The sequence below is a fragment of the Deinococcus aquaticus genome (genome assembly GCF_028622095.1).
Lineage (GTDB): Bacteria > Deinococcota > Deinococci > Deinococcales > Deinococcaceae > Deinococcus > Deinococcus aquaticus.
The window spans coordinates 1734542-1760084 of the sequence record NZ_CP115165.1 but is presented as its reverse complement, the minus strand read 5'-3'; the positions used below and the strand labels follow the sequence as shown (position 1 = coordinate 1760084).

Genomic DNA, 25543 nt, shown 5'->3' with positions numbered 1-25543 from the left:
GGCCGCGCACCTGCCCGGCCCGTAAGGAGCCACTCATGGGACCCCTGGAAATCATCCTGATCGTTGTCGTTATCGCCCTGGTGTTCGGCGCCCGCAAACTCCCGGAACTCGGGAAGGGCCTCGGGCAGGGCATCAAGGAATTCAAGAAGGAAACGCACGAGCCGGTCGTGCCCGTCACGGACGTCGCCTCGCGTCAGCTGGACCCCGTGACAGGCGCGCCCATCGTCACCGAGCACGCTGCGCCCGTCACCGAACGGCGTAACTGAGGACCGGACCATGACCGCCGATCCCAACGCCAACCTGAAAAGCGCGCCGCTGTTCGACCACCTGGAGGAACTGCGTAAACGTATCGTGATCAGCGCGGTCTTCCTGGTGATCGGCATGATTGCCGCCTTCCAGTACCGCCTGCAACTGCTGGAACTGGTCAAGGTGCCCCTGAACGCCTCGGTGCTGTACCAGCAGGACAAGGTGCAGCTGGTCACGCTGAACCTGACCGATCAGTTCATCCTGAGCCTGAACCTGTCGTTCTGGGCGGGACTGGCGATCGCGCTGCCGTTCATGCTGACGCAGGTGTGGGCGTTCATCGCGCCGGGCCTGTACGACCACGAGCGCCGCTGGGCACTGCCGTTCATCATCGGGGCGGGCTTCTCGTTCATCGTGGGCGCGATCTTCGGGTACACGCTGGTGTTGCCGACCATGGTGCGGTTCCTGCTGGACTTCCTGAACGGGGCGGTCACGCCGATCCTGAGTCTGGGCAGTTACATCGGGACGGTCACGACCTTCCTGGTGGCGTTCGGCCTGTCGTTCGAGCTGCCGATCCTGGCCGTGATCCTGACCCGGATCGGGATCGTGAACCACGTGCTGCTGCGCAAGGGCTGGCGTATCGCGCTGGTCGTGATCATGGTGTTCGCCGCGATCATCACGCCCACCCCGGACCCCACCAGCATGCTGATCGTGGCCGTGCCGCTGTACGTGCTGTACGAACTGGGCGTGATCCTGTCCCGCGTGTTCCGCCTGCCGCCCCCCGAGACGGCGCCCGACGAGACGCCCGCGTTGGGCCTGTAACCCTCGTCGCTCTCCCCCTTCACTTGGCGCGTCCAGGCTCGCAGCAGCCGGACGCGCCTTTCCCTGACTGCCGGGTCCCGGGCTCAGTGGCCCGGACCCCGGCGGGCAGAAAGCCCTAGACTGCGAGGCACGTATGGATCCTGTATTTCTTCAGATAGGCAGTTTTACGATTGCCTGGTATGGCGTGCTGATCACGCTCGGTATCGTGGCGGGCGTGTGGGTCGGCACGAAAATGGCGCGCGAGCGCGGCCTGAACGTGGACCTGTTCAACGACATGATTCTCTGGATGATCATCTGGGGACTGGTGGGCGCGCGGCTGGTGTTCGTGGTGACCTCCTGGAACCAGTTTGAGAACACGCCGTTCCCGCGCGTGCTGCTGGACATCATCAACCTCCGGCAGGGCGGCATCAGCATTCACGGCGGCCTGATCGGCGGGATTCTGGTCATGCTGTACTACGCGCGGCGCAAGGGCATGGACTTCTACCGCTACGCGGACCTGTGCGTGCCCGGCGTGGCGTTCGGGATCATCGGCGGGCGCATCGGGAACATCATGAACGGCACGGACACCGTGGGCCGCGTGACCGGCTGGGCCGTCGGGTACCGCTGGCCCGACAGCGCCCGCGCATTTCACGAGGGCATGTGCATCAAGAACCCCAACCCGGACCTGGACCTCTCGCAGTACTGCCAGCAGATCGGCGGGCAGATCGTCATGACCGCCCCCGTTCACTTCGCGCAGATGTACGGCGTGATCATCGGCGTGATCCTGTCGGTCGCGTCTTACTTCTGGCTGCGCAGCCGCATTCCCGGCTGGGCGTTCTGGCAGTTCTGGCTGTGGTACTCCATCCTGCGCGCCGGCTGGGAGGAAACCTTCCGCCTGAACCCCCTGTCGCCCAAGGCGTACCTGAACCAGGGTCTGGACGCCCCCGGGATCGGCCTGTTCACGGACACTCACGTGATCAGCATTCCGCTGATCCTGGCGAGCATCTACTTCCTGGTGCGCCTGCGCCGCCAGGGTGTGCCCGCCGCCGCCCCCACCGACACGACCCTCAAGCCTTCCTGATTCACGCACCTGCCGGGGCCGCCACGTTCAACGCGTGGCGGCCCCGCTGCCGTTCCGGGCGGCCCGGCGCCCTGACAGCGAGCAGTGTGGGTGCGCTGGTACACTTCTGGGCGGTATGACTGATACGAACCGTCCGCTGGACGTGGTGATCCTGGCCGCCGGTCAGGGCACGCGCATGAAATCCTCGCTGCCCAAGGTGCTGCACCCGGTGGCGGGCCGCCCGATGGTCGCGTGGGCCGTGAAAGCCGCGCAGGAGCTGGGCGCGCGCAGCGTGGTTGTCGTGACCGGGCACGGGGCCGGGGCGGTCGAGGCGGCCCTGGCGGGGACCGGCGTGGTGTTCGCGCGGCAGGAGCAGCAGCTGGGCACCGGGAACGCCTTCCTTGCCGGCATGGACGCCCTGGAGGACCACCGGGAGGCGGACGTGCTGGTTCTGTACGGCGACACGCCGCTGCTGCGCACCGAGACGCTGCGGGACCTGCTGGCCGACCACCGCGCGCGGGGCGGGGCGTTCACGGTCCTGACCGGCGTGCTGCCGGACGCGACCGGGTACGGCCGGATCATCCGGGACGCGCAGGGGAACGTGGAACGCATCGTGGAGCAGAAGGACGCCACGCCCGAGGAACGCGCCGTGGGAGAATTCAACAGCGGCGTGTACCTGATGGACGCCCGCGCGAACGACCTGGCCCACCGCATCACGAACGAGAACGCCAGCGGCGAGTACTACCTGACGGACCTGCTGGGCCTGTACCGCGCCGAGGGGGCCGAGGCGCACGCGTTCCGCCTGAACGACCCGGACGAGGTCATGGGCGCCAACGACCGCACGGGGCTGGCCGAGGCGGAGAACATCATCCGGGCGCGCATCACGCTGGCGCACATGCGGGCCGGGGTGACCATCCACATGCCGGAAACGGTGTACATCGAGGACACGGTCGTGCTGGGCCGCGACGTGACCCTGGAGCCCGGCGTGATCCTGCGCGGCGCCACGCGCGTCGCCGACGGTGCCGAGATCGGCGCGTACTCGGTCATCACGGACAGCGTGCTGGGCGAGGGTGTGATCGTGAAGCCACACAGCGTGCTGGAAGGCGCGCAGGTGGGCGCCCGCAGTGACGTGGGGCCGTTCGCGCGCCTGCGCCCCGGCACCGTGCTGGGCGAGGCGGTGCACATCGGGAACTTCGTGGAAACCAAGAACGCCCGTCTCGCGCAGGGCGTGAAGGCCGGGCACCTCGCGTACCTGGGCGACGTGAGCATCGGCGACGAGACGAACGTCGGGGCCGGGACCATCATCGCGAACTTCGACGGCGTGAACAAACACCCCAGCCGCATCGGGGCCGGCGTGTTCATCGGCAGTAACAGCACCATCGTCGCGCCCCGCGTGATCGGCGACGCCGCCTTCATCGCGGGCGGCAGCACCGTCCACGACGACGTGCCCGAGGGAGCCCTGGCCGTCGCGCGCGGCAAGCAGCGCAACCTCGAAGGCTGGTCCCACCGGTACTGGAGCGGCCTACGCGAGAAGGTGCAGACGAAACTGCCGTGGCTGGCCGGCTGGCTCGACCGGCAGGGCTGAAGCACGACACATGAAGGGGGGACGCCGACCGGTGGCGTCCCCCCACTACTGCCGGATTCACGCCGTGAGCGGCGGCGCTTCGGGCAGCGGATCCTCCACGCGGCGCAGGTGGGGATTCAGGAGTTGCGCGGTCGCCAGGACGGCCATCAACACTCCGGACCACAGCAGGATCGACCCGGCCCCCACCCGCGCGGCGAGCAGCCCGGCCAGCGCGGTACTGAGCGGCGCGGTGAACTGCGCGATCAGGCGGCGCACGCTGAATACCCGGCCCTGCAGTTCCGGCGCGACCTGCGCCTGCCAGATGCTCTGCGAGTGCGCGTTCATGATCGGCGTCATCACCCCGAAGGCCAGCACGCACGCGGCCGTCAGGGGCAGACTACCCGCCACGCCGCTCAGGGCGTGCGCGGTTCCGGCGGCGATCATGGGCACCAGCACGCCCAGCACCCGCCGCCGCTTCAGGCCGCCCGTCACGCTGACGAGCAGCCCGCCCAGCAGACCCCCGGCACTCAGGGCAGTCCAGACGGTCGCCAGGGCCGCGCCGGCCCCGTCAGCCGGGGTGCCCAGCGTGAACCGCACCAGCAAGGGGTGCAGGACGCCCACGCCGCTGGTCAGCAGGTTCACGCCCGCGAAGGTCAGCAGCAGGTGCAGCAGCGCGGGCCGCCGCCCGATGAACGTCCACCCGAAGCGCATGTCCTGTGCCAGCGAGGGCCGGCCGCGCCCCCCGTCCCGGCGCGGCGGTTGCGGCCAGTGCAGGCGCGACACCACGGCCGCCGCCAGCAGGAACGACGCCGCGTCGATCCCCAGCGCCAGCGGCACGCCGTCCGGCAGGCCCGCCAGCGCTCCCCCCAGCACGCCCGGCGCCTCCCCCTGCCGCGCCAGGGCCGGCAGTCCGATCAGCAGCGCCGCCAGCGCCGGACTCAGTAGCCCCGATAGGCTCCAGAGGGTCTGCATCAGGCCGTTCGCGCGCGGCAGACGGTCGCGCGTGACCAGCGACGAGTAACTCGTGTCGAACGCCGACCCGTGAAACGTACCCACCAGACCCAGCGCGGCCGTGAACAGCGTCAGCAGCCACACGGGCGGCGTGCCCAGCGTGACCATCAGCACGCCCAGAGCCAGCAGCAGCGCCCCCAGCAGGTCGCAGGTGATCATCATGCGCCGCCGGTTCCAGCGGTCCGCCAGCGCCCCCGCCAGCGGAGCTCCCAGAATCGCCGCCGCGCCCCACCCCAGCCCGGTCAGGGCCAGCGCCGCCGCCAGTTCCGGCTTCTGCCCCTCCAGCGGAAAACGCGACTGCGTCAGGTAGATGTTCATGGCAAACGCACTCAGGCCGCCCCCCAGCACACTCAGCGCCTGCGAACCCCACAGCCACAGGAACGTCCGCCAGCGCGCCGCATCCGACAGGACGGGCGGGTCGGGCAGCGGGTCAGCAGGCGGCAGGGTCATACGCCCAGCCTAGGCCAGCGCCCACCGCCGCGAATCCGCACACTGGCCGATGCACCCCCGCGTCCCGCTCCTCTACCATGCTGGACATGCTGCGCCGCTCCCGCTGCACGCTCACGCGCTGAGCTACTTCTGCCGCAGTTTCTTGCGTTCCTGCACGGCGAGTTCGTCGACGCGTTCGTTCTCGCCGTGGCCGGCGTGGCCTTTGACCCAGACGAAGGTCAGGGCGTGGGTGCGGGCGTGCGCGATCAGTTCTTCCCAGAGGTCCTGGTTTTTCACGGGGTCTTTGGCGGCGGTTTTCCAGCCGTTGCGTTGCCAGTTCAGGATCCAGCCGTCGGTGAAGGCCTTGCGGAGGTACTGGCTGTCGGTGATGACGGTGACGTGGCAGGGGCGTTTGAGGACGTTCAGGCCCTCAAGCAGGCCGCGCAGTTCCATGCGGTTGTTGGTGGTGCCTTCCTCGTGGCCGCTGAGGACGAGTTCCTTGCCTTTGCAGTTGAGGATGGTGGCCCAGCCGCCGTGTCCGGCCTGCGTGTCGCAGGCGCCGTCGCTGTACAGTTCGACGTGGTCGCCAATCACGGGTTGCGCGGGTTGAATGCCGGCCGGGAGGGGCTGGCGGTCGCGCGCGGCGTCCTGCGCTTTCTGGGCGGGGGACTTGCGGGGGGCAGGGCGGGGGCGGGTCATCGTGCGGGAACTGTAGGGAGGCGCGGGGCGTACTGTCAAGCATGAGCCGTCCGCTACCTGTCATTCCGGAATCCGACCGTACTCCGGCGATCATCACGCACCTGTCGCCGCTGGCGGGTTTTGTTCTGCCGACGCTGGGGAACGTGCTGGGGCCGCTGGTGGCGTGGCTGGCGTTCCGGGACCGCAGCGGCGCGCTGGATGAGCAGGGGAAGGAAGCCCTGAATTTTCAGCTGAGTTTCTGGCTGTACGGGCTGGTGGTGGGGGTGCTGGCGTTCGTGCTGTTCAGCGCGGGGCTGATCGGTGGGGCGGCGGCAGGCACGCCGGACCTGGGGGCGCTGGCGTTCCTGGGGACGTTCGGGGCGTTCTTCCTGTTCTTCCTGCCGGTCATGGCGGTGCTGGGGTTGGTGCCGTTCGTGTTCATGATCGTGGCGGTCGTGCGGGTCAGTGCGGGGCAGCCGTACCGGTACCCGCTGAGCATCCGCTTCCTGCGCTGAAGGCCAGTGCGGCGCCGGTCGGAAACCGCAGCGCGTATGCTGGGGCGCATGCGAATCATGGCTGTGTTTGCGCACCCGGACGACGAGATCGGGTGCATGGGGACCCTGGCGAAGCACGCGGCGCGTGGCGACGAGGTCATGCTGGTCTGGACGACGCTGGGGGAACTGGCCAGTCAGTTCGGGGACGCGCCGCACGCGGAGGTCACGCGGGTGCGCCGCGAGCACGGCGCGTGGGTGGCGGCGCAGATCGGGGCGCAGCATCACTTCTTCGATATGGGGGACAGCCGCATGACAGGCGGGCGCGGCGAGGCGTTGCAACTGGCGCGGCTGTACGCGCGCTTCCGGCCGAACGCTGTGATCACCTGGAGTGACGACCACCCGCACCCGGATCACCGCATGACCGCGAAGATCGCCTTCGACGCGATCACGCTGGCCCGCATTCCGAAGATCGTGAACGAGGTGGGCGGCGGGGCTGCCATGCCGCCCGCGCCGGACCTGAGCGGCGACGACGCCATCGAGAGTGGCGAGGACGTGCGCCGCCTGGACGCTTGGCGGGAACCGGTGCGCTTCTACCAGTACCACGCGCCGGCCAGTCCGTACCCGGATTTCAGTGTGGACGTCACGGACACCATCGACGTGGCGGGGCGCGTGATGGAGTACTACCACGACTTCTACCGCTGGCAGTGGACGAAAGAGCAGTTCCTGGAGGGCCGCGCGGGCGTGGGGCGGCTGGCAGGCGTGAAGTACGCCGAGCGCTTCAACCTGCGCGTGACGCACCTGCCGGCGCGGGCGTTCCTTGACTGACCGCCCCTGCGCGGGTGCGGGCAGCTTCGCGCTACAGTGACGGTTACTATGTCCGAGTCCATCAGCATCAAGCAGACCATCGTGGTCAGGGCCCGTCCGGACGTGCTGTACCGGCTGGCGCTGGAACCCAGGCGGCGCGTCAAGTGGGACCCTAACCTCGCGAAAGCCGATTATGAGGGCGAGAATGCCCGGCTGGCGAACAACGCGCTGGTGCGCTTCAAGTTCACGCGCCGCCTGCTGGGCCTGAGCTTCACCGCGAAGTACGGGCAGTTGCAGGCGCCGCAGCGGGGCGGCTGGGAGAGCGTGCGGAACGTGGGACCACTGGAGAAACTCACGCAGGGCTGGACCTTCAAACCCATGCCCGGCGGGACCGAGGTGACCCTGACCCTGAACGCCCGCGTGATGTACCGGTGGATCAAGACGCCCATCGAGCGGGTGCTGCATAACATGGTCGCCACGACCCTGCTGGAATTGCAGCGCAGCGTGGACGCCCAGGGCGCGCAACTGCTTGAGGACATGGGCCGAGAGATGCAGGAGCGCCAGAAGGCCGAGCAGAAAGCCGCGAAGGAAGCGGCGAAGGCCGCGAAAAAGAAACGCTGAACCTCAGCTACTGAGAAACACGCGCCCCGCACGGAAGCTGCGGGGCACATACCTTCCAGCAGACAGGCGACAGTCAGCCGGGTTGCAGGGCTTCCAGCGCGGCGCGCAGGGCGGGGGGCAGGGGGGCGGGGCGGCGGGTGTCCCGGTCAACGTACACGTGCACGAAATGCCCCTGCGCACACGCGGTGTCGTGCCCTTCGCGGAACACGGCCAGTTCGTAACGGACGCTGCTGCTGCCCAGGCGGCCCACGCGCAGGCCCACGCTGAGGGATTCGGGGAACGCGGCGGGCGCGAAGTACGCGCAGCCGCTCTCCACGACCAGCCCGATCACCGCGCCCGCGTGAATATCCAGCGCACCCCGAGCGGCGAGGTAGGCGTTCACGGCCGTATCGAAGTACGCGTAGTACGTCACGTTGTTCACGTGCCCGTACACGTCGTTGTCCGCCCAGCGGGTCGGGGTGGGGTGGTGGTACGGGTACTCGGCGCGGGTGTGCGGGGCCGGGCGGGTCATACGGCCTCCGATTGAATGGGCTGCAAAGACCATTCAATCCGAGCGGATGCGAGTGGGAGAGAAACGGGTTCCGGACGTGGAGCTGACAATCCGGTGAAGTTCCGGATTGTCAGCGAAACAAACGGAATCCGTTTCACGCGGGCTCTCCGGCGCTCAGGAGCAGCGTGGTGCCGTCGCGGGTCCCGAAGGCCGTCCAGGGCTGCTCCGGGGTCACGTGGTAGCCCTCGCCGGCCCGCAGGCGCACGAAGTTACTCAGGGGCAGGTCCACGACCGCCTCGCCGGTCAGGCACACCAGCCAGCCGGGCGTGGCCGGGCCGGTCAGCGTGCCGGTCAGGGTCACGACCTGCACGTTCCCGCCGGGCAGCCGCACCCACTCGCCGGGCGTGCCCTGCGCCAGCCGGGGCAGGTGCAGGGCCTGGGGGGTGTCGGGGCGGGCGCGGGTCGGCACGTTACTCTCCGCGCGCCGCCTGGTTCAGTTTCTTGCTGGCCTGCAACGCCATGCCCTTGGCCTTCTTGACGTCCAGGCCCAGTTCGGGGGCCACGTCGTCGACCTTGCGGCCCTGTTCGCGGGTGGCGGTCACCAGTTGCTGCTCCTGGGCACTCAGGACACCCAGGTGCGGTTTGAGTTGCGCCCAGGTGAAGGTCGCCTTGGCGGGCGCAGCCTTGGCGGCCGGTTTCTTGACAGCTGCTGTCGTGGTGGCCGGTTTCTTCGCGCCTGCCTTGGCCGGGGCTTTGCTGGCTGCGCCCTTGCTGGCTGGGGCCTTCGCGGCGGCTTTTTTCGTGCCGCCGGCCTTGCCGGGTTTCTTCTTGGGTTCCTTGCCGCGTTCCTCCAGGATTTCCAGGGCGCGTTCGGCGCTCAGGGTGCCCTCGTCCTCGCCCTTGCGCAGGGTGGCGTTGCGTTCCCCGTCGGTCAGGTACGGTCCGAAACGGCCGGATTTCAGCAGGATCGGCGCGCGGCCCTCGATCTCGAAGGTCTGGAGGGGCGGGGCGGCCACGCGGCCCTTCCCGAAGCGGGGTTGCAGAAACAGCGCCTCGGCCTCCTGGATGCCCACCTCGAACAGTTGCTCGTGGCCGGTCAGGCTGCGGCTGTCGGTGCCGCGCTTGAGGTACGGGCCGTACTTGCCGTTCAGCGCCCAGACTTCCTCGCCGCCACTCGTGCCGACCAGTCGGGGCAGGCTCAGGAGTTTCAGGGCGCGCTCCAGGCTCAGGGTGCCCAGGTCGTCAGTGGGGAACAGGCTGGCGCTGCGTACCGGGGGGTTCGTGTCGCCCAGCGTCACGTACGGGCCGTAGCGTCCGGCGCGGGCCACGACGGGGTGCCCGGTCTCGGGGTCCACGCCCAGGGGGCGGTCGCCGCTGGGGCGGGCCATGATCTCCTCGGCCTTCTCGGCGGTCAGTTCGTCGGGGGCCATGTCCTCGGGCAGGTTGGCTTTCTGCTCGGCGCGTTCCATGTACGGGCCGTAGCGGCCCACGCGGACCTCGATACCGGTGCCTTCCAGGCGGGGAACGCTGATGGTGGCGATGCTGCGCGCGTCGATCTCGCCCATCTGCCGGTCGATCAGGGGCCGCAGGGCCATGCCCTCGCCGTGATCGCCCAGGTAGAAGCGCCGCAGGTACGGCACCCGCTGGGCACGGCCGCCCGCGATGTCGTCGAGGTCCTCTTCCATCTTGGCGGTGAAGTCGTAGTCCACCAGCGAGGCGAAGTGGTGTTCCAGCAGGGCGCTGGTGGCGAAGGCCGTCCAGGACGGCACCAGCGCCTGCCCTTTCTTGGTGGCGTACCCACGGTCCTGAATGGTGCCCAGGATGCTGGCGTACGTGCTGGGGCGGCCGATGCCCGCGCCTTCCAGGGACTGCACCAGTGACGCCTCGGTGTAGCGGGCGGGGGGCTGCGTGTCGTGACCCTCGGGCTTGACGCTCCCGGCGGTGACGCGCTCGCCTTCCTTCAGGGGCGGCAGGGGCGTCTCGCGGTCTTCCAGGGCGGCGCCCGGGTCGTCACTGCCTTCCACGTAGGCGCGCAGGAAGCCGGGGAAGTCGATGGTGCGGCCCGAGGCGCTCAGGCCGACCTCCTCACCAGCCTTCGTCTGTCCGCCCAGGCGTACGCGCAGGCCGCGGCCCCGCGCGTCGGCCATCTGGCAGGCGACGGTGCGTTTCCAGATCAGGTCGTACAGGCGCCACTCGTCGCCGCTCAGTTCGCTGCGCAGGCTGTCGGGCGTGCGGAAGGCACTCCCGGCCGGGCGAATCGCCTCGTGAGCCTCCTGGGCGTTCTTGGCTTTCTTGGCGTACACGCGCGGCTGCGGCGACAGGTAACTGGGGCCGTACATCTGCGTGACCTGCGTGCGGGCGGCAGTGACCGCCTCGGTGCTCAGGTTGGTGCTGTCGGTGCGCATGTACGTGATGTAGCCCTGCTCGTACAGGCGCTGCGCGGCGCGCATGGTGCGCGTGGCGGCGAAGCCCAGCTTGCGGCTTCCCTCCTGCTGCAACGTGGACGTGATGAACGGCGGGTAGGGCCGCTGCGTGAAGGGTTTTTCCTCGGCACTCGTGACCGTCAGCGGCTGCCCGGTCAGGCCGTCGGCCAGGGCGCGGGCCTCGGCCTCGGTCAGCAGGCGGGCGGTCACACCCGCTTTCAGCCGCCCGGTCAGCGGGTCGAAGTCACGGCCCAGCGCCAGCTTCTGCACCGTCTTATCCGGGCCAGCCACGTCGGTCAGGCGGGCCGGGAAGGTCTGCTCGTCCGCCGTCTTCCCGGTGATCAGCAGGTCCCACCACGACGCACTGACAAAGCGCATGCGTTCGCGTTCGCGTTCCACCAGCATGCGGGTCGCCACGCTCTGCACGCGGCCCGCCGAGAGCTTCGGCCTAACCTTCTTCCACAGGACCGGGCTGACCTCATAGCCGTACAGGCGGTCCAGGGCGCGGCGGGCCTCCTGCGCCTCCACGAGGTTCGTGTCGATCTGGCGCGGGCTGGCAATCGCCGCCTGAATGGCTTCCCTGGTGATCTCGTGAAACACCATGCGCTTGACCGGCACCTTGGGGTTCAGTTCCTGAAACAGGTGCCACGCGATGCTCTCGCCCTCGCGGTCATCGTCGGTCGCCAGGATGATCTCGTCAGCCTCGGCCGCCATCTTGCGGAGTTTCGCCACGTGCGCCTTCTTCTCGGGCGACACGACGTACAGCGGCTGGAAGTCATGCTCGACGTCCAGGCCCAGGCGGGCCCAGGCCTTGCCCTTGTATTTCTCCGGGATGTCCGCCGCACTTTTCGGCAGGTCGCGGATGTGCCCGATGGAAGACTCCACCGCGTACCCCTGTCCGAGGTACTTCTCGATGGTGCGGGCTTTGGCAGGCGACTCGACAATGACAAGGGTTCTGGGCATAAGTAAGGTCTTTCCCCCGTAAGCAGGGGTACGTGCCGAGCGTAGCACGCGTTCCCGTTCCCGCTCCGGCTGAAGTTCCACACTGTCCGCCCACCCGCGCCCCGGCTCCCGCTGGGCCGCCCCGGCCTCGTCCAGGCGGGCACGGCCCACACGCCCGGACGGAGCCGCAGAGAGCCGGCGCACAATCCGTCAGGCTTATCATTTTCTTCATGCTACGCTGCCACTGATGCGTTCCCGGGGCGCCACCCTCACCCTGCTGCCACTGGCCGTGGCGGCCCTGCTCGTGGCAGGATTCGTCCTGACCCCCAACCTGCGCGTCCCGAACGCCGCCACGCCGCACGCCACCCTAGTCGTCCTGGGAGCCGCGCAGTACGCCGGGAAACCCAGCCCCGCCTTCAAGCGCCGCCTGGATCACGCCTTGACCCTCTACCGCGCCGGAGGCGTGCAGCGGGTCGTCGTCACGGGCGGCCGCCGCGCCGGAGACCCCTACACGGAAGGCGGTGTCGGCACCACCTACCTCGCCCGCCAGGGCGTCCCCGCAGGTGACCTGATCGCCGAGGAACGCAGCCGCACCACCGTGCAGAACCTCCAGAACGCCCGCGCCGCCCTGCCCCCCCACACCCCCCTGACCCTCGTCACCGACGAGGCCCACGCCCCCCGCGCCCTGGCCCTGGCCCGCGCCATCGGCCTGAACGCCAACGTCAGCGCCAGCCCCCTCAGCACCCGCGTCAGCCGCTCGTACCTGCTGCGCGAGAAAGTCGCCCTGGTCGCCTACGCCCTGATCGGCATCCGGCTGTAAGGGGTTATAGGAGGTGGGGTGTGGGTTGTAGGAGATTGCTCCCACACCCCACCTTCCTGCAACCCGGTTACCGTTTCAGTCGGCGCGTGATCGCCGCCACTTCCGGCATTCTCAGGACGAGTGCGCCGCCCAGGTACACGGCGAGGCCCACGCCGCCAGCAAGGGCCAGCACCGGAATGCTGGTCAGGATGAAGCCTGGCTGGATCGGCAGTGCCCGCGCGATCAGCCACGCCGCACCGCCTGACAGGACGGCCAGCGGCACGACGCGCAGCAGGTGCCCCGTCACCTCGCGCGCCGGGAAGCCCACGGCGCGGCGGTACAGGACGATCAGGGCGGCGGTCATCAGCAGGCCGCTGATGGTGGTGCTCAGGCCGAAGCCGATCAAGCCCAGGCTGGGCACCAGCAGGCGGTACAGCCCAACCTCCAGCACGAAGCCGATGGCGCTGATCGTCACGGCCTCGCGGGTGCGTTCACGGGCGTAGAAGGTGCGCAGCAGCACCGTGACCAGCGCCCACGGGACCAGAGCCAGGGACCAGCTGCTCAGGATGCCCGCCCCGGCCAGGAATTTCACGGTTTCCTCCGAAGTGCGGGGAGCGTGGGTGTTGATGACGCTGATCACGTAGGGGGCCAGTGCGATCATCAGGGCACTCATGGGCGCGGCCAGGAACGTGGTCGTGCGGATGGTACTGGCCGTCAGCGTGCGGAACTGCGTCCAGTCCTTCTCGGCGGCGGCCTGCGAGAAGCGCGGGAAGACGGCCAGGACGGGTGACACGACGAACAGGCCGTTCACGGTGGTGAACAGCGCCTGCGCGTTGAAGTACCCGGCCTGCGTGCCGGAATCGAACAGCCGCGCGTCGGAGAGCAGGCGCAGCACGTAGACGTTCAGGAACTGCCGTGCCCCGGCCGTCAGGGTGAACGGGGCCATCTGGCGCAGCACGCGTCCCACCGCCGGGTGCCCCCTCAGGGCCGGGGTGGGCAGCAGCCCAAAGCGGTTCAGGGCGGGCAGCTGCACCACGAGTTGCGCCACCCCGCCGATCAGCCAGCCGAACGCCAGCCACTCGGCCTGTTTGGGGAGCAGCACCAGCGCTGCGATGCTGGCGATGTTGAAGGCCACGGGCGCGAAACTGCTTTCCCGGAAGTGCTCGTCGGCGTTCAGCAGCCCCATGGCGATGGCCGACAGGCTGATCAGCATCAGGAACGGCATGACCATGCGGGTCATGAACAGTGCCAGTTCACGGTCGATGTTCGACTGCCCGGCCAGCAGGAGGTCCACGAGGTACGGGGCCGCCAGGATGCCCGCCGCCATCAGCAGCAGGTTCACGGCGATCAGGATGCCGCTGAACGCCTGGGCCAGCCGGCGGCGCTCGGCGTCGTCCAGGGTCTTGTACACCGGGATGAACGAGTTGACGAGGGCGCCCTCGGCCAGCAGTTCGCGCAGCAGGTTCGGGATCGTGACGGCTGTGTTGAACGCCTCGACCAGCGTCACACTGAACAGGTTGTTCAGGGCCATCTGGCGCAGGATGCCGCTCAGGCGCGAGCCGAGCGTGCCGAGCATAACGATGATGGTGTTGGCGCGCAGGGACCTGTTCGGCTTGGCGGGTGGGGGGGCGTCGGGCGGTCCGGCGTCCTCGAAGGACATGTTCAGTTCGGGTGGTGCGGGGGGCGGGCCGGACGGCGGGAGACTCACGGGGTCACTGTACCGCCCGCCCCGCCCGGCCTTCACGGGGCGTTCAGGTCGGGTGGTGGCTCTGCTCGCCGGGGGTGACCTCGTGAGCGCTGCCTTCCGGCCCGATGAACAGGTGCGGCGCGCCGAAGGTGACGTTCAGGCGCAGGGTGTTCAGGTACGCCTGGAGGTGCGCGGGCATGTCGCTGACGGTGAAGGGGGTGCGGGGGGCGGCCACGAGGCGGTACACGCCAGTCTGGCCGGGCAGGCGGTCGTAGACGAACGCGCCGCGCCGCTGGGCGGGCGTCAGGTGCTCGTCGAAACCGCCGGCGGGGGCGTTGGGGTCCTCGGTTTCGGGTCGCAGGTCGATCCAGACGTGCGTGCGTTCCAGCAGCCCCTCGCTCTGCAGGGCGGCGTGCGGGACGGTGTCGTCCCCGGCGGCCAGGAACTGCGCGACTTGCCCGCGCGTGTCGGCGGCGAACCAGTCGAATTCCACGTCCCGGATTTCCTCGCGGGTGATGACGACCTGCAGCAGTTCCTCCTCGGTAAGGGGGGTTTCCGTAGGGGCGTGGCTCATGGTTACTTGCCGCCCAGCGCGGCGGAAACCACGTCGCGCGCCTCGTTCATAACCTGCTTCAGGTGCTCCTGGCCCCGGAAGCTCTCGGCGTAGATCTTGTAGACGTCCTCGGTGCCGCTGGGGCGCGCGGCGAACCACGCCTGGTCGGTGGTGACTTTCAGGCCGCCGATAGGTTCGTCGTTGCCGGGCGCGCGGGTGAGCTTTGCGGTGATGGGGTCGCCGCCCAGGGTGGTGGCGGTGACCTGTTCGGGCGAGAGGCTGCCCAGGATCTTCTTCTGGTCGGGCGTGGCGGGGGCGTCCTGGCGGTCGTAGGCGGTCGCGCCGTAGCGGGCGGTCAGGTCCGCGAAGCGCACGCTGGGGGTCTTGCCGGTGATGGCGGTCATCTCGGCGGCGAGCAGGCCGGGGATCAGGCCGTCCTTGTCGGTGCTCCAGGCGCGGCCGTCACGGCGCAGGAAGCTGGCCCCGGCGCTCTCCTCGCCGCCGAAGCCGAAGGAGCCGTCCTGAAGGCCCGCCACGAAGTACTTGAAGCCCACCGGGACTTCCACGACGCGGCGGCCGATGCCGGCGCCCACCCGGTCGATCAGGGCGCTGCTGACCAGGGTCTTGCCGATGGCGGCGTCCGCGCGCCAGCCGGGGCGGTTCTGGAACAGGTACTCGATCATCACCGCCAGGTAGTGGTTGGGGTTCATCAGGCCGTCGGCGGTGACGATGCCGTGCCGGTCGGCGTCCGGGTCGTTCCCGATGGACACGTCGAAGTCGCCTTTCAGGGCCAGCAGGCCCGCCATGGCGTAGGGGCTGGAGCAGTCCATGCGGATCTTGCCGTCGCGGTCCACGCTCATGAACGCGAAGCTGGGGTCGATGACGTCGTTCACGATAGTCAGGTTCAGGTCGTGCGCCGCCTGGATGGCCTGCCAGACTGGGAGGCTGCTGCCGCCCAGCGGGTCCACGCCGATGCGCACGCCGCTACGGCGGATGGCGTCCAGGTCGATCACGTCCGGCAGTTGCGTGACGTAGGGCGTGATGAAGTCGAATTCCTCCAGGGCCGCCATGGCGTCTTCCAGGGACACGCGCTGCACGTCGCGCAGTTCGTCTTCCATGATCTGGTTCGCGCGGGCCTGCACGACTTTCGTGACGTCGGTGTCGGCCGGGCCGCCGCTGGGCGGGTTGTACTTGAAACCGCCGTCCTGCGGGGGGTTGTGGCTGGGCGTGATCACGATCCCGTCGGCCACGCCGTCCACGCCCGCGCGGTTGTGTTCCAGGATGGCGTGGCTGATCAGGGGCGTGGGCGTGAACAGGCCGGGCTGCACGCGCACGCGCACGCCGTTGGCGATCAGGACTTCCAGCGCGGTCATCCAGGCGGGTTCGGACAGGGCGTGGGTGTCCAGGCCCATGTACAGCGGCCCGGTGATCCCTGCCTGCGCGCGGTACTCGGCGACGGCCTGCGCGATGGCCAGGATGTGCGTCTCGTTGAAGGTTCCAGCGATGCTGTTGCCGCGGTGGCCGCTGGTGCCGAACGCCACGCGTTGCAGGGGGTCGCTGGGCAGCGGGCGGGTCTCGTAGTAGTGCGCCACCAGGCGGGGAATATTCGTCAGCAGGCTCCGGGGAGCGCGTTTACCGGCCAGTTCGCTGATGGTCATGCCGCCCAGTGTACGGAGTGAGGCCCCCGCACAGGTGCTTGCGGTAAGACAGCGTGAAGTGCCGCCCGGTGACCGGTCCCCCGTTGCAGTCCGACCGGTGACGGGTGACCCGGTCGTGGTGACGGGCGGCTGCTACGCTGGGCGGCATGAGGGAGTTCCTGAACGACTGGTGGCGGCTGCTGAAGCTGATCGTGGGGTCGCTGGCGATTCCGGTGGTGCTGTGGGGACTGCTGGTGTGGGCGGGCGTCCTGAAGTAGTGGGTGGCGGGGGAGGCCGTTCCCCCGGCGGGTGACACGCGGCGCGCGGGGGTGGAATCGTTCCCAGCGCCGCGTCTCATGTGTGCCGTGTTACGTTCGGGGTATGACGGCGAAACGGCAGAAAGGTGCAGACAGGGCCTCCGAGAAGGGCGCAGAGACGCGCGCGGGCAGCAACCACTTCGAGCACGCGCTGGTGCTGGAAACGGCGCGCGTGACCGAGGGCGCGGCGCTGGCCGCCAGCCGCTTCATGGGCATGGGCGACAAGAACGCCGTGGACGGCGCGGGCACCGAGGCCATGCGGGAACTGCTGAACTCGCTGGACATCCGGGGCACGGTCGTGATCGGCGAGGGCGAGATGGACGAGGCCCCCATGCTGTACATCGGCGAGCAGGTCGGCAGCGGGCAGTACGAGGTGGACATCGCCGTGGACCCGGTCGAGGGCACGGTCGTGACCGCCAAGGGCCTCCCGAACGGACTGGCCGTGATCGCCCTGTCCGAACGGGGCGGCCTGATGCACGCGCCGGACTGCTACATGGACAAGCTGGTCGTGCCGCCCCCCGCCGCCGGGAAGGTGAACCTGGACTGGCCGGTCGAAGCGAACCTGAACGTGCTGGCGCAGAGCCTGGAACGCGACGTGGACGACCTGATGATCACCATCCTGGACCGCGAGCGGCACGCGGACCTGATCCGGCAGGTGCGGGCCACGGGCGCCCGCGTGAAACTGATCGGTGACGGCGACGTGGTCGCCAGCCTGCAGGTCGGCGTGCGCGGCACGGGCGTTCACGCGCTGATGGGTTCGGGCGGCGCGCCCGAGGGGGTGCTGTCGGCGGCGGCCATGAAGTGCCTGGGCGCGGAAATCCAGGGCCGATTCATCGCCGAGGACGACGCCATGCGTGAGCGGTTCGTGTCGATGGGCGTGGACGAGAAGCGCGTGTACAAGACGAACGACCTGGCCCCGGGATCGCAGATGGTGTTCAGCGCGACCGGCATCACGTACGGCGAGCTGCTGAACGGCGTTCGTCACTTCGGTGGTGGGGCCAGAACGCACACGCTGGTGATGGGGTACGCCACGCGGGTCGTGCGGTTCATCGATTCGGTGCACCTGGAAGACGACGGGGCGCGCGTCACGATCCGCGTCTGATCTGGCGCAACTGCCCCGTCCTGTTCTCCCCTGCTCCGGGATGGCCCTGCGCCTCCTGGGGTGGGGGATTGTGCTGTCGGCCGGGCCCGGCGCCCCCACGCCCGGCATGAGAAATGATGAGGTGTCACTTCACGTTTACTAAATGCCTTAACATTGAACTATTTGAGTTCCAGGCGTACACTCCGGTCATGACGAACCCCACCCCCACCCCGGTGAAACTGGCCATCGTGTACTACTCCACGTACGGCACCAACCACGCCATGGCCCAGGTCGCCGCCGAGGCCGCCCGCGCCGCCGGGGCGGAAGTGCGTCTGCTGAAAGTGCCAGAGACGGCCCCGCAGGCCGTGATCGACACCCAGGACGCCTGGAAAGCCCAGCAGGAACGCAGCGCCGATGTCCAGACCGCCACGCCCGACGACCTGGAATGGGCCGACGCCTACCTGTTCAGCAGCCCCACCCGCTTCGGCGGCGCGACCAGCCAGATGCGCGCCTACATCGACACGCTCGGCGGCCTGTGGGGCACCGGCAAACTGGCCAACAAGACCTTCAGCGCCATGACCAGCGCCCAGAACCCCAACGGCGGGCAGGAAACCACCCTCATGACCCTGTACACCATGGCCATGCACTGGGGCGCCATCCTAGTGCCGCCCGGTTACACCGACCCCGTCATCTTCGCGTCCGGCGGGAACCCCTACGGCGCCAGCGTCACGGCCGGTGGCCAGCCCCTGAGCGACGAGGACCGCGCCACCATCGCCCATCAGGCCCGCCGCCTCGTCGAGGTCACGGCCCGCCTCAACGGCTGACCTAACAGGCACAAGAGAAGGCCCGCCGCGTTCAGCGTGCGGGCCTTCTGTGCGCGGCGGGTTCATACGGCTTCCGTCTGTTTCGCTGACAACCCGGAACATCGCCGGGTTGCCAGCTCCACGCCCGGAACCCGTTTTGCTCCTACTCGCTCCGCTCGGATTGAACGGGTTTTGCAACCCATTCAATCGGAGTCCGTATCAGTTCAGGCGTAGCCAGTAGTAGTCGTACTTGCCCAGAATCATCGGGTAAGCGCTTTCCCCCACGACCGGGAAGGGGCTGGCACCGGCCAGGGTGACGGGCGTGCGTCCGGCGTACGCCCCGAGGTCCAGGTGCGCGGACTGGGCGTTCGCGGCGAAGTTACTGACGATCAGCAGGGTCTCGTCGTCGGTGCGGCGTACGAAGGCCAGCACGGCGGGATTGTCCGTGTCGATGAATTCCAGCTCTCCGACCGCGAAGGCCGGGTGGCGGCGGCGCAGTTCGAGTTGCCGGGACGTCCACTTGAGCAGGCTGCCCGGGTCCTGTTCCTGGCTCTGCACGTTCACGCGGGCGTAGCCGTACACGGCGTCACTGATGGGCGGGAAGAAGCAGGCTTCGGGGTTGGCGGTCGAGAAACCGCCGCTCATGCCGGCGTTCCACTGCATGGGGGTGCGCACGCCGTTGCGGTCGGCCTGCGACAGGTCGTCACCCATGCCGATCTCGTCGCCGTAATACAGGATGGGGCTGCCCGGCAGGGCCAGCAGGACGGTGTTCAGCAGTTCGATGCGGCGGCGGTCGTTGTCCAGCAGCGGCGCCAGACGCCGGCGGATCCCTACGTTGATCTTCATGCGGGTGTCAGGCGCGTACGCGGCGTACATGAAGGCGCGTTCGTCGTCGCTGACCATTTCCAGCGTCAGTTCGTCGTGATTACGCAGGAACGTCGCCCACTGCCCGAAGCTGGGAATGGCGGGCAGGCGGTCCATGATCTCGCGGATGGAGGTGGTGTCCTCTTTTTTCAGGCTCATGTACAGGCGCGGCATGACCGGGAAGTTGAAGCACATGTGGAATTCGGGGTCCTGATCGGTTCCGAAGTACTCGGCGACCTCCTCGGGCCACTGGTTCGCCTCGGCCAGCAGCAGGCGGCCGGGGTACTCGTGATCGACCATCTGGCGCATCTTTTTCAGAATGTCGTGCGTTTCCGGCAGGTTCTCGCAGTTGGTGCCTTCCCGCTCGATCAGGTACGGCACGGCGTCCACCCGGAAGCCGTCCACGCCCAGGTCCAGCCAGAAGCGCGCTGCCGACAGCAGTTCCTCGACCACGCGGGGGTTGTCGAAGTTCAGGTCCGGCTGGCTGGAGAAGAACCGGTGCCAGTAGTACCGGCCGGTCTGCTCGTCCAGCGTCCAGTTGCTCGTCTCGGTGTCCGTGAAGATGATCCTGGCCCCGGCGTACTCGGTGCCGGTGTCGCTCCAGACGTAGTAGTCGTGGTACTCGTTGGGACTGCCGTCGGGCAGGGTGGGGCCGCGCCGCGCCGCCTGGAACCAGGGGTGATCACTGCTGGTGTGGTTGGTGACCAGGTCGCTGATCACGCGCAGGCCGCGTGCGTGCGCCTCGCGCAGGAACACCCGGAAGTCGTCCAGGGTGCCCAGGTCCGGGTGGATGCCTGTGTAGTCGGCCACGTCGTAGCCGTCGTCGCGCAGGGGGCTGGGGTAGAAGGGCAGCAGCCACAGGCAGTCCACGCCCAGGGTTTTCAGGTAATCCAGTTTGCCGGTCAGGCCGGGAAAGTCACCCCTGCCGTCGCCGTTCCCGTCGGCGTAGGTGCGCACGGACAGTTCGTAGAAGACGGCACTCTTGTACCACTCGGGCATGGTCTGGGTCATGCCCCGCAGTGTAATTCAGCCTGCGGCTGGAAGCGCTGCCATGAGGGTGCTGCCATGAGGGTCCCGTCCCCACCCTGGAATGCGCGCGGCCCTTCAGGGACCGGTACACCGGAAGGGTATCCAGGCACGAAACAAGAAAGAACCCCGTCCGGAGACGAGGTTCTTTCAGTTGGCTGGGGCACTAGGACTCGAACCTAGATCGACAGTGTCAGAGACTGTTGTCCTGCCATTAGACGATGCCCCAACGCGGCTTCGCTCTGACCGATCTTCCCTTGGGGGGAAGCGTGAGGGAGTATAGCCACAGCCTGGCCTGCACGTCAAGCCTCCCCCCTGAAACGCGTGCCAGTCCCGCCTGAGCGAACGTCACTGAAAACTCACTGAACTGCGTACAGATCGCAGTTGCCGCCTTGGGCCGACTCTGATACACTAAGGTGTTGCCGCGCCGTATGCACCGGACCCCCAGGGGGCGGAATAGCACGGATAGCAGGTATCAGGCTGGCGCGAGACCGAAAGGCCGCGCGCCCAGGAGGACAGGAGTTCATGGAAGACAACACCCAGACCCCCGCCCAGCAAGGCGGGACTCAGCCCGCGACGGGCACCACCCAGACCAGCGTTCCCACCCCCGTGGAGGAACGCGAATACCCCGCCATGACCATGGAGGACATCCTCGCCAGTGAGGCGCAGGAACCCCAGAGCGTCACGCGTGGGGACATCGTGGACGGCACCATCGTGTTCATCGGCCAGGAAGGCATTGCCGTGGACATCGGCGCGAAGGTCGAGGGCATCATCCCCCTCAACCAGCTCGGCGACGAGCCCGTCACGCTGGAACAGGCCCAGGAGATGTACAAGTCCGGTGAGCAGATCGAGGCGTACGTCGTGCGCGTCGACCTGCCCAACAGCCAGATCGTGCTGAGCAAGAAGCGCGCCGATCAGGACAAGGGCTGGCGCGTCCTGGAGAAGATGCAGGAGGCCGACGAAGCCTTCGAAGTCGAGGTGCTCGAGAAGGTGCGCGGCGGTCTGGTCGCGCAGGTCGAAGGCATCCGCGCCTTCCTCCCCGCGTCCCAGGTCGACACGCGCCGCGTGAACGACCTCGACCCCTACGTCGCCAAGCCCCTGATGGTCAAGCTCATCGAGCTCAACCGCAAACGCAACCGCGTGATCATCAGCCACCGCGCCATCCTCGAAGCCCAGAAAGCCAAGGCCCGCGAAGAAACCGTCGGCCAGCTCGAAGCCGGCGCGCAGTTCGAGGGTGAAGTCGTGGAAATCACCGACTTCGGCGTGTTCGTGAACCTGGGCGGCATCGACGGCCTCGTTCACCGCAGCGAACTCACCTACGGCCGCTTCAACCACCCCCGCGACGTGGTCAAGGTGGGCGACAAGGTGCAGGTGCAGGTCATGGACGTCGACGGCGGCCGCGAGCGCATCAACCTGAGCATGAAAGCCCTCACCCAGGACCCCTGGGAAGGTGCCACCGACCGCTACAGCATCGGCCAGAAGGTCACCGGTAAGGTCACGAACCTCACCAACTTCGGCGCCTTCATCGAACTGGAATCCGGCCTGGAAGGCCTGGTTCACGTCAGCGAGATGAGCTGGACCAAGCGCGTGCGTCACCCCAACGAAGTCATGAAGGAAGGCGACGAGGTCGAGGCCGTTATCCTGCGCATCGACCCGAAGGACCGCCGCATCTCCCTCGGTATTCGTCAGACCACCGACGATCCCTGGAGCGCCCTGCCTGACCGCTACCCGCCCGGCACCCCCGTGAAGGGCAAGATCACCGGCATGACCGACTTCGGCGTGTTCATGGAGATCGAGGAAGGCATCGAGGGCCTGATCCACATCAGCGAACTCGACGTGCAGCGCGTCAACAACCCCGCCGACCTGTTCAAGAAGGGTGACGAGATCGAAGCCGTCATCCTGAACATCGACCCCGTCGAGCAGCGCGCCAGCCTCAGCCGTCGCCGCTTCCTGGGCGGCGGCCCGGTCCCCACCCAGCGTGACTACGTCAGCCAGGGTGGCGGCGCCCGCAGCGACCGCTACAGCAGCGGTCAGGGCGGCGCTCCCCGCGCCGGTGGCCGTGGCGGCCGCCGCGGCGACGCGGACTACGCCTACAACGCCAAGGACGCCAGCCAGGGTGGCAAGATCAGCACCAAGCTCGGCGACGTCTACGCGGACCTGTTCGCGCAGTTCGGCCTGGGCGGCGACAAGAAGGAAGAAGTGCAGGCTGACGCCGGCACCGACACCAGCACCGAAGAAAACCAGAGCTGAACCGGACCGCTCGGGCCACCGCGCCTGAGCCTCCGCAGCCCTGACAGGCAGCGCCCGCACCGGAAACGGTTGCGGGCGCTCTGCGTTATCCGGTTTTCACGAGCCATCAGGAAGCCCCATCAGGAAGGGGCCGCCGCGCAAGTTCACGGTGGACCCTTCGGGAATCCCTCCAGCTCAGGCGGGGTGACGGGCCGCCGCGAAGACCTGCTGGGCACTGAAGTCGCCCGGCAGTTTCTGGTACTCACCTGTGGCGCTCAGTTCCCAGGAGCCGCGCGTATCGGCCCACTCGGTATCCAGGATGCTCAGGAAGGTCTCGCGGTGGCGGTCGTCCAGGACGGGCGCGATCACCTCGACGCGGCGGTCCAGGTTGCGGCTCATCCAGTCGGCGCTGCCGAAGTACACCTCGGGGCTCCCGGCGTTCCCGAACGCGAAGACCCGCGCGTGCTCCAGGTAACGGCCCAGCAGGCTGCGCACGCGGATACTGGCGGACAGGCCGTTCACGCCGGGGCGCAGGCAGCACACGCCGCGAATGATCATCTCGACCCGCACGCCCGCCTCAGCGGCGCGGTACAGCGCGTCGATCATGCCGGGGTCGGTCAGCTGATTGACCTTCACGCGCACCCAGGCGTCCAGTCCGGCGCGGGCGTGCATGGCCTCGCGTTCCAGCAGCGCCTCCAGGCCCGGGCGGGCGGTGTCGGGGGCGACCAGCAGGTGCGTGTACTCGGCGGCGGCGTACCCGGTCAGGTGGTTGAACAGTTCGGCCACGTCGGCGCCCAGGTCCGGATGCGCGGAGAGAAGGCTCAGGTCCGTGTACAGACGCGCGGTCTTGGCGTTGTAGTTCCCGGTGCCGATGTGCACGTAGCGGCGCAGGCCGCCCGCCTCGCGCCGCACGACCATCGCCACCTTCGCGTGCGTCTTCAGGCCCGGCACGCCGTACACCACGTGCGCTCCCGCCCGCTCCAGTTTCCGTGCCCAGGAGATGTTGCGCTGCTCGTCGAAGCGGGCCTTCAGTTCGATCAGCGCCACGACCTGCTTGCCGTTCTCGGCGGCGGTCCTCAGTGCCCCGAGCAGGCGTGGGTCGTCACCGGTGCGGTACAGCGTCTGCTTGATCGCCAGCACCTGCGGATCACGGCTGGCTTCCTCCAGGAAATCCAGGATGTTCGTGAATCCGTCGTACGGGTGGTGCAGGATCACGTCGCCGCCGCGCAGCGTCTCGAAGATACCGCTGTCCTCGTCACCGTCCAGGTCCGGCACGGCCGGCGCGTAAGCCGGGTACGACAGGTCCGGGCGGTTCACGGGCAGACCCATCAGGTCGGCGGTGCCCAGCGGCCCTTCCAGCTGGTAGATGTCCTCGGGGGCCAGTCGCAGCCGCACCTGAAGGAAGTTTACGATCTCCGGCGGGGTGTCCCGCATGACCTCCATCCGGACCGCCGCCCCGAACCGGCGCCGCCGCAGGCCGTCCTCGATGGTGGCCAGCAGGTCCTCGGCTTCTTCCTCCTCGAATTCGTAATCGGTGTTGCGGGTCACGCGGAAGGCGTGCGCGGCCAGCACCTGCCGCCCCTTGAACAGCTCGGCGATGTGCGCCGCAATCACGTCCTCCAGCAGCAGCAGCGCCTCGCCGATCACCACGGTGCGCGGCAGCACGCCCACCGGGACTTTCACGCGCGCGAATTCCGGCTCCTCGTCGTTGCGGGCTTCCAGCAGTACCGCCAGGTTCAGGCTGAGGTTACTGAGGTACGGGAACGGATGGCTGGGGTCCACGACCAGCGGCGTCAGCACCGGCTGAATCTCCGTGAGGTAATGCTCGCGCAGTTGCGCGCGCGCCCGCTTGCCCAGTTCATGCACCCGCGTGAGCTTCACGCCCTGCACGTGCAGGTCCTTCAGGGTGCGGCGCGTGGCCCGCTCGATCTCCCGCAGCATCACCTGCGTCCGCTCACGCACCAGCGCCAGCGTCTCCAGCGGCTGCAACCCGTCCGGGCCGGGGGTGTTCACGCCCGCCGCGATCTGCCGGTGAATGCCGGCCACGCGCACCATGAAGAACTCGTCGAGGTTACTGCCGCAGATGGCCGTGTACTTCAGGCGCTCCAGCAGCGGGTTGCGTTGATCACGCGCCTCGGCCAGCACCCGCTCGTTGAACGCCAGCCACGACAACTCGCGGTTCAGGAAAGGACTGTCGGGGTTCGCGACCGTGCTGTGCGTGACCGTCTCACCCACTCCGGCAGGCTGCGGCGCGCGACGTTTACGGGAAACCGTAGCAGCCGGTGAGGACGGATCGGAACGCTTGGATTTACTGGGGGACACAGTCATGACTCCTCTTCACTAGACGGGCAGGTAGTCAGGGGAACGTCACCCCTGATCCTTCCGGTGACGCCCACGCAGTCAACTCTTCCCCGCATTAAAGCAGAAGCCCGCGCCCCGCCGCCCGGTACTCTTATCCGGCCGTGTCGTCCTCCGGGTCTTCCTCGCCGTCCAGCGGGGCCAGCATCACGTCCCGGAAGGCCCGCACCGAATCCTGCACGAACCCCAGGTAACGCGGCAGGAACGCCATGAACGCCTCCGGACCGTCATGCAGCGCCTCGATTCCCGCCCACACGTCACCTTCGACCGTGTGCAGTTTCACGAGTTTCGCCTCGCGGTTCACGGCGTCACACGCCAGCAGCGCCCGCCCGTACTCCTCGTCCGACTCCAGCTCCCAGAAGTTCGGGAACAGCAGGTGGTAGAACAGGCTGTCCTGCTCCTGCTGCGGCACGAAATACTGCCCGCCCTCGAACATGAACGACAGGCCCACGCCAGGGTTCACCTGCACGCCGAAGCCCTGCGCGGCCATCAGGTCCGCCAGCCCGGCCGCCTCCGGGCCTGCGCCGCTCTCCCCAGCTTTCCGCGCCATCACGATCGCCCCGGCGGCCGACGCGGCACGCCTCACGGGTTTGACTTTCGCAATCCTCTGTTCCGCCACTTCACACCAC

Annotated in this window: 22 protein-coding genes and 1 tRNA gene; 11 read left to right on the top strand and 12 right to left on the bottom strand. The window is 68.3% G+C overall.

Features of this window, described 5'->3' with window-relative positions:
* Positions 1 to 35 precede the first annotated feature (35 nt).
* From M8445_RS08555 to glmU, 4 genes are all read left to right on the top strand, one after another.
* The gene (locus tag M8445_RS08555; protein WP_273987356.1) at positions 36 to 266 is read left to right on the top strand and encodes a twin-arginine translocase TatA/TatE family subunit; all 231 of its coding nucleotides are present in this window, start codon (positions 36 to 38) and stop codon (positions 264 to 266) included.
* 10 nt (positions 267 to 276) lie between these two features.
* Positions 277 to 1065, top strand: a complete 789-nt coding sequence (tatC, locus tag M8445_RS08550) for a twin-arginine translocase subunit TatC (RefSeq protein WP_273987354.1) — start codon at positions 277 to 279, stop codon at positions 1063 to 1065.
* 133 nt (positions 1066 to 1198) lie between these two features.
* Positions 1199 to 2125: a prolipoprotein diacylglyceryl transferase gene (locus tag M8445_RS08545; RefSeq protein WP_273987353.1), complete on the top strand. Its 927-nt coding sequence runs from the start codon at positions 1199 to 1201 to the stop codon at positions 2123 to 2125.
* Positions 2126 to 2240: 115 nt separating this feature from the next.
* Positions 2241 to 3689 carry a bifunctional UDP-N-acetylglucosamine diphosphorylase/glucosamine-1-phosphate N-acetyltransferase GlmU gene (glmU, locus tag M8445_RS08540; protein WP_273987352.1) on the top strand — a complete coding sequence of 483 codons (1449 nt, stop codon included), beginning with the start codon at positions 2241 to 2243 and terminating at the stop codon, positions 3687 to 3689.
* A gap of 57 nt (positions 3690 to 3746) precedes the next feature.
* Here glmU and M8445_RS08535 read toward each other — a convergent pair whose 3' ends face one another.
* Together M8445_RS08535 and rnhA are read right to left on the bottom strand one after the other, a co-directional pair.
* Positions 3747 to 5129: an MFS transporter gene (locus M8445_RS08535; protein WP_273987351.1), complete on the bottom strand. Its 1383-nt coding sequence runs from the start codon at positions 5127 to 5129 to the stop codon at positions 3747 to 3749.
* A gap of 123 nt (positions 5130 to 5252) precedes the next feature.
* Positions 5253 to 5807: a ribonuclease HI gene (gene rnhA, locus M8445_RS08530; protein WP_273987350.1), complete on the bottom strand. Its 555-nt coding sequence runs from the start codon at positions 5805 to 5807 to the stop codon at positions 5253 to 5255.
* 41 nt (positions 5808 to 5848) lie between these two features.
* Between rnhA and M8445_RS08525 the strand changes: the two genes are divergently transcribed.
* From M8445_RS08525 to M8445_RS08515, 3 genes are read left to right on the top strand one after another with little or no spacing between them, the layout of a single operon-like run.
* On the top strand, positions 5849 to 6301 hold the full coding sequence (locus M8445_RS08525) for a DUF4870 domain-containing protein (RefSeq protein ID WP_273987349.1): 453 nt from the start codon (positions 5849 to 5851) through the stop codon (positions 6299 to 6301).
* Between the two features lie 48 nt (positions 6302 to 6349).
* Positions 6350 to 7105, top strand: a complete 756-nt coding sequence (locus M8445_RS08520; protein WP_273987348.1) for a PIG-L deacetylase family protein — start codon at positions 6350 to 6352, stop codon at positions 7103 to 7105.
* Positions 7106 to 7153: 48 nt separating this feature from the next.
* A complete protein-coding gene (locus tag M8445_RS08515) occupies positions 7154 to 7705 on the top strand; it encodes an SRPBCC family protein (protein WP_273987347.1) in 552 nt (183 codons plus the stop codon).
* A gap of 73 nt (positions 7706 to 7778) precedes the next feature.
* Here the strand turns inward: M8445_RS08515 and M8445_RS08510 are convergent, their stop codons facing one another.
* The 3 genes from M8445_RS08510 to topA form a co-directional block, all read right to left on the bottom strand.
* Positions 7779 to 8216 (bottom strand): acyl-CoA thioesterase, encoded by a 438-nt coding sequence (locus tag M8445_RS08510; RefSeq protein WP_273987346.1) that lies wholly within the window; start codon positions 8214 to 8216, stop codon positions 7779 to 7781.
* Positions 8217 to 8349: 133 nt separating this feature from the next.
* Complete coding sequence (locus M8445_RS08505; protein WP_273987345.1) at positions 8350 to 8664, bottom strand: hypothetical protein; 315 nt, start codon at positions 8662 to 8664, stop codon at positions 8350 to 8352.
* Between the two features lies 1 nt (position 8665).
* Complete coding sequence (gene topA, locus M8445_RS08500; RefSeq protein ID WP_273987344.1) at positions 8666 to 11581, bottom strand: type I DNA topoisomerase; 2916 nt, start codon at positions 11579 to 11581, stop codon at positions 8666 to 8668.
* A 226-nt stretch (positions 11582 to 11807) separates the two neighbouring features.
* Here topA and M8445_RS08495 point away from each other — a divergent pair, with 226 nt between their 5' ends.
* On the top strand, positions 11808 to 12380 hold the full coding sequence (locus tag M8445_RS08495; RefSeq protein ID WP_273987342.1) for a YdcF family protein: 573 nt from the start codon (positions 11808 to 11810) through the stop codon (positions 12378 to 12380).
* 67 nt (positions 12381 to 12447) lie between these two features.
* On the opposite strand, the gene murJ is transcribed toward M8445_RS08495, so the two are convergent.
* From murJ to pgm, 3 genes are all read right to left on the bottom strand, one after another.
* On the bottom strand, positions 12448 to 14019 hold the full coding sequence (gene murJ, locus M8445_RS08490) for a murein biosynthesis integral membrane protein MurJ (protein ID WP_420704104.1): 1572 nt from the start codon (positions 14017 to 14019) through the stop codon (positions 12448 to 12450).
* 91 nt (positions 14020 to 14110) lie between these two features.
* A complete protein-coding gene (locus M8445_RS08485) occupies positions 14111 to 14620 on the bottom strand; it encodes a hypothetical protein (RefSeq protein ID WP_273987340.1) in 510 nt (169 codons plus the stop codon).
* A gap of 2 nt (positions 14621 to 14622) precedes the next feature.
* Positions 14623 to 16257, bottom strand: coding sequence for a phosphoglucomutase (alpha-D-glucose-1,6-bisphosphate-dependent) (gene pgm / locus M8445_RS08480; protein ID WP_273987339.1), 1635 nt, complete (start codon positions 16255 to 16257; stop codon positions 14623 to 14625).
* A gap of 360 nt (positions 16258 to 16617) precedes the next feature.
* On the opposite strand from pgm, the gene glpX reads away from it, so the two are divergent.
* Together glpX and wrbA are read left to right on the top strand one after the other, a co-directional pair.
* Positions 16618 to 17655 (top strand): class II fructose-bisphosphatase, encoded by a 1038-nt coding sequence (glpX, locus tag M8445_RS08475; protein ID WP_273987337.1) that lies wholly within the window; start codon positions 16618 to 16620, stop codon positions 17653 to 17655.
* Between the two features lie 188 nt (positions 17656 to 17843).
* A complete protein-coding gene (gene wrbA, locus M8445_RS08470) occupies positions 17844 to 18458 on the top strand; it encodes an NAD(P)H:quinone oxidoreductase (RefSeq protein ID WP_273987334.1) in 615 nt (204 codons plus the stop codon).
* Between the two features lie 198 nt (positions 18459 to 18656).
* Here the strand turns inward: wrbA and treS are convergent, their stop codons facing one another.
* Together treS and M8445_RS08460 are read right to left on the bottom strand one after the other, a co-directional pair.
* A complete protein-coding gene (gene treS / locus M8445_RS08465) occupies positions 18657 to 20312 on the bottom strand; it encodes a maltose alpha-D-glucosyltransferase (protein WP_273987331.1) in 1656 nt (551 codons plus the stop codon).
* 170 nt (positions 20313 to 20482) lie between these two features.
* Positions 20483 to 20556, bottom strand: a tRNA-Gln gene (locus M8445_RS08460).
* A gap of 296 nt (positions 20557 to 20852) precedes the next feature.
* Between M8445_RS08460 and M8445_RS08455 the strand changes: the two genes are divergently transcribed.
* Positions 20853 to 22577: a 30S ribosomal protein S1 gene (locus M8445_RS08455; RefSeq protein WP_273987329.1), complete on the top strand. Its 1725-nt coding sequence runs from the start codon at positions 20853 to 20855 to the stop codon at positions 22575 to 22577.
* Positions 22578 to 22751: 174 nt separating this feature from the next.
* Here the strand turns inward: M8445_RS08455 and ppk1 are convergent, their stop codons facing one another.
* Together ppk1 and M8445_RS08445 are read right to left on the bottom strand one after the other, a co-directional pair.
* Positions 22752 to 24884 (bottom strand): polyphosphate kinase 1, encoded by a 2133-nt coding sequence (gene ppk1 / locus M8445_RS08450; RefSeq protein ID WP_273987328.1) that lies wholly within the window; start codon positions 24882 to 24884, stop codon positions 22752 to 22754.
* Positions 24885 to 25008: 124 nt separating this feature from the next.
* Positions 25009 to 25533, bottom strand: coding sequence for a hypothetical protein (locus M8445_RS08445; protein ID WP_273987326.1), 525 nt, complete (start codon positions 25531 to 25533; stop codon positions 25009 to 25011).
* Positions 25534 to 25543 lie beyond the last annotated feature (10 nt).

What these genes read in the sequence shown, in the direction of transcription:
- M8445_RS08520 (WP_273987348.1), top strand. Translation starts at nt 6,350, where the DNA reads ATGCGAATCATGGCTGTGTTTGCGCACCCGGACGACGAGATCGGGTGC.
- glmU (WP_273987352.1), top strand. Translation starts at nt 2,241, where the DNA reads ATGACTGATACGAACCGTCCGCTGGACGTGGTGATCCTGGCCGCCGGT.
- M8445_RS08515 (WP_273987347.1), top strand. Translation starts at nt 7,154, where the DNA reads ATGTCCGAGTCCATCAGCATCAAGCAGACCATCGTGGTCAGGGCCCGT.
- M8445_RS08535 (WP_273987351.1), bottom strand. Translation starts at nt 5,129, where the DNA reads ATGACCCTGCCGCCTGCTGACCCGCTGCCCGACCCGCCCGTCCTGTCG.
- M8445_RS08495 (WP_273987342.1), top strand. Translation starts at nt 11,808, where the DNA reads ATGCGTTCCCGGGGCGCCACCCTCACCCTGCTGCCACTGGCCGTGGCG.
- wrbA (WP_273987334.1), top strand. Translation starts at nt 17,844, where the DNA reads ATGACGAACCCCACCCCCACCCCGGTGAAACTGGCCATCGTGTACTAC.
- M8445_RS08485 (WP_273987340.1), bottom strand. Translation starts at nt 14,620, where the DNA reads ATGAGCCACGCCCCTACGGAAACCCCCCTTACCGAGGAGGAACTGCTG.
- M8445_RS08525 (WP_273987349.1), top strand. Translation starts at nt 5,849, where the DNA reads ATGAGCCGTCCGCTACCTGTCATTCCGGAATCCGACCGTACTCCGGCG.
- M8445_RS08455 (WP_273987329.1), top strand. Translation starts at nt 20,853, where the DNA reads ATGGAAGACAACACCCAGACCCCCGCCCAGCAAGGCGGGACTCAGCCC.
- M8445_RS08545 (WP_273987353.1), top strand. Translation starts at nt 1,199, where the DNA reads ATGGATCCTGTATTTCTTCAGATAGGCAGTTTTACGATTGCCTGGTAT.
- pgm (WP_273987339.1), bottom strand. Translation starts at nt 16,257, where the DNA reads ATGACCATCAGCGAACTGGCCGGTAAACGCGCTCCCCGGAGCCTGCTG.
- murJ (WP_420704104.1), bottom strand. Translation starts at nt 14,019, where the DNA reads ATGTCCTTCGAGGACGCCGGACCGCCCGACGCCCCCCCACCCGCCAAG.
- M8445_RS08510 (WP_273987346.1), bottom strand. Translation starts at nt 8,216, where the DNA reads ATGACCCGCCCGGCCCCGCACACCCGCGCCGAGTACCCGTACCACCAC.
- treS (WP_273987331.1), bottom strand. Translation starts at nt 20,312, where the DNA reads ATGACCCAGACCATGCCCGAGTGGTACAAGAGTGCCGTCTTCTACGAA.
- glpX (WP_273987337.1), top strand. Translation starts at nt 16,618, where the DNA reads ATGACGGCGAAACGGCAGAAAGGTGCAGACAGGGCCTCCGAGAAGGGC.
- tatC (WP_273987354.1), top strand. Translation starts at nt 277, where the DNA reads ATGACCGCCGATCCCAACGCCAACCTGAAAAGCGCGCCGCTGTTCGAC.
- topA (WP_273987344.1), bottom strand. Translation starts at nt 11,581, where the DNA reads ATGCCCAGAACCCTTGTCATTGTCGAGTCGCCTGCCAAAGCCCGCACC.
- rnhA (WP_273987350.1), bottom strand. Translation starts at nt 5,807, where the DNA reads ATGACCCGCCCCCGCCCTGCCCCCCGCAAGTCCCCCGCCCAGAAAGCG.
- M8445_RS08555 (WP_273987356.1), top strand. Translation starts at nt 36, where the DNA reads ATGGGACCCCTGGAAATCATCCTGATCGTTGTCGTTATCGCCCTGGTG.
- ppk1 (WP_273987328.1), bottom strand. Translation starts at nt 24,884, where the DNA reads ATGACTGTGTCCCCCAGTAAATCCAAGCGTTCCGATCCGTCCTCACCG.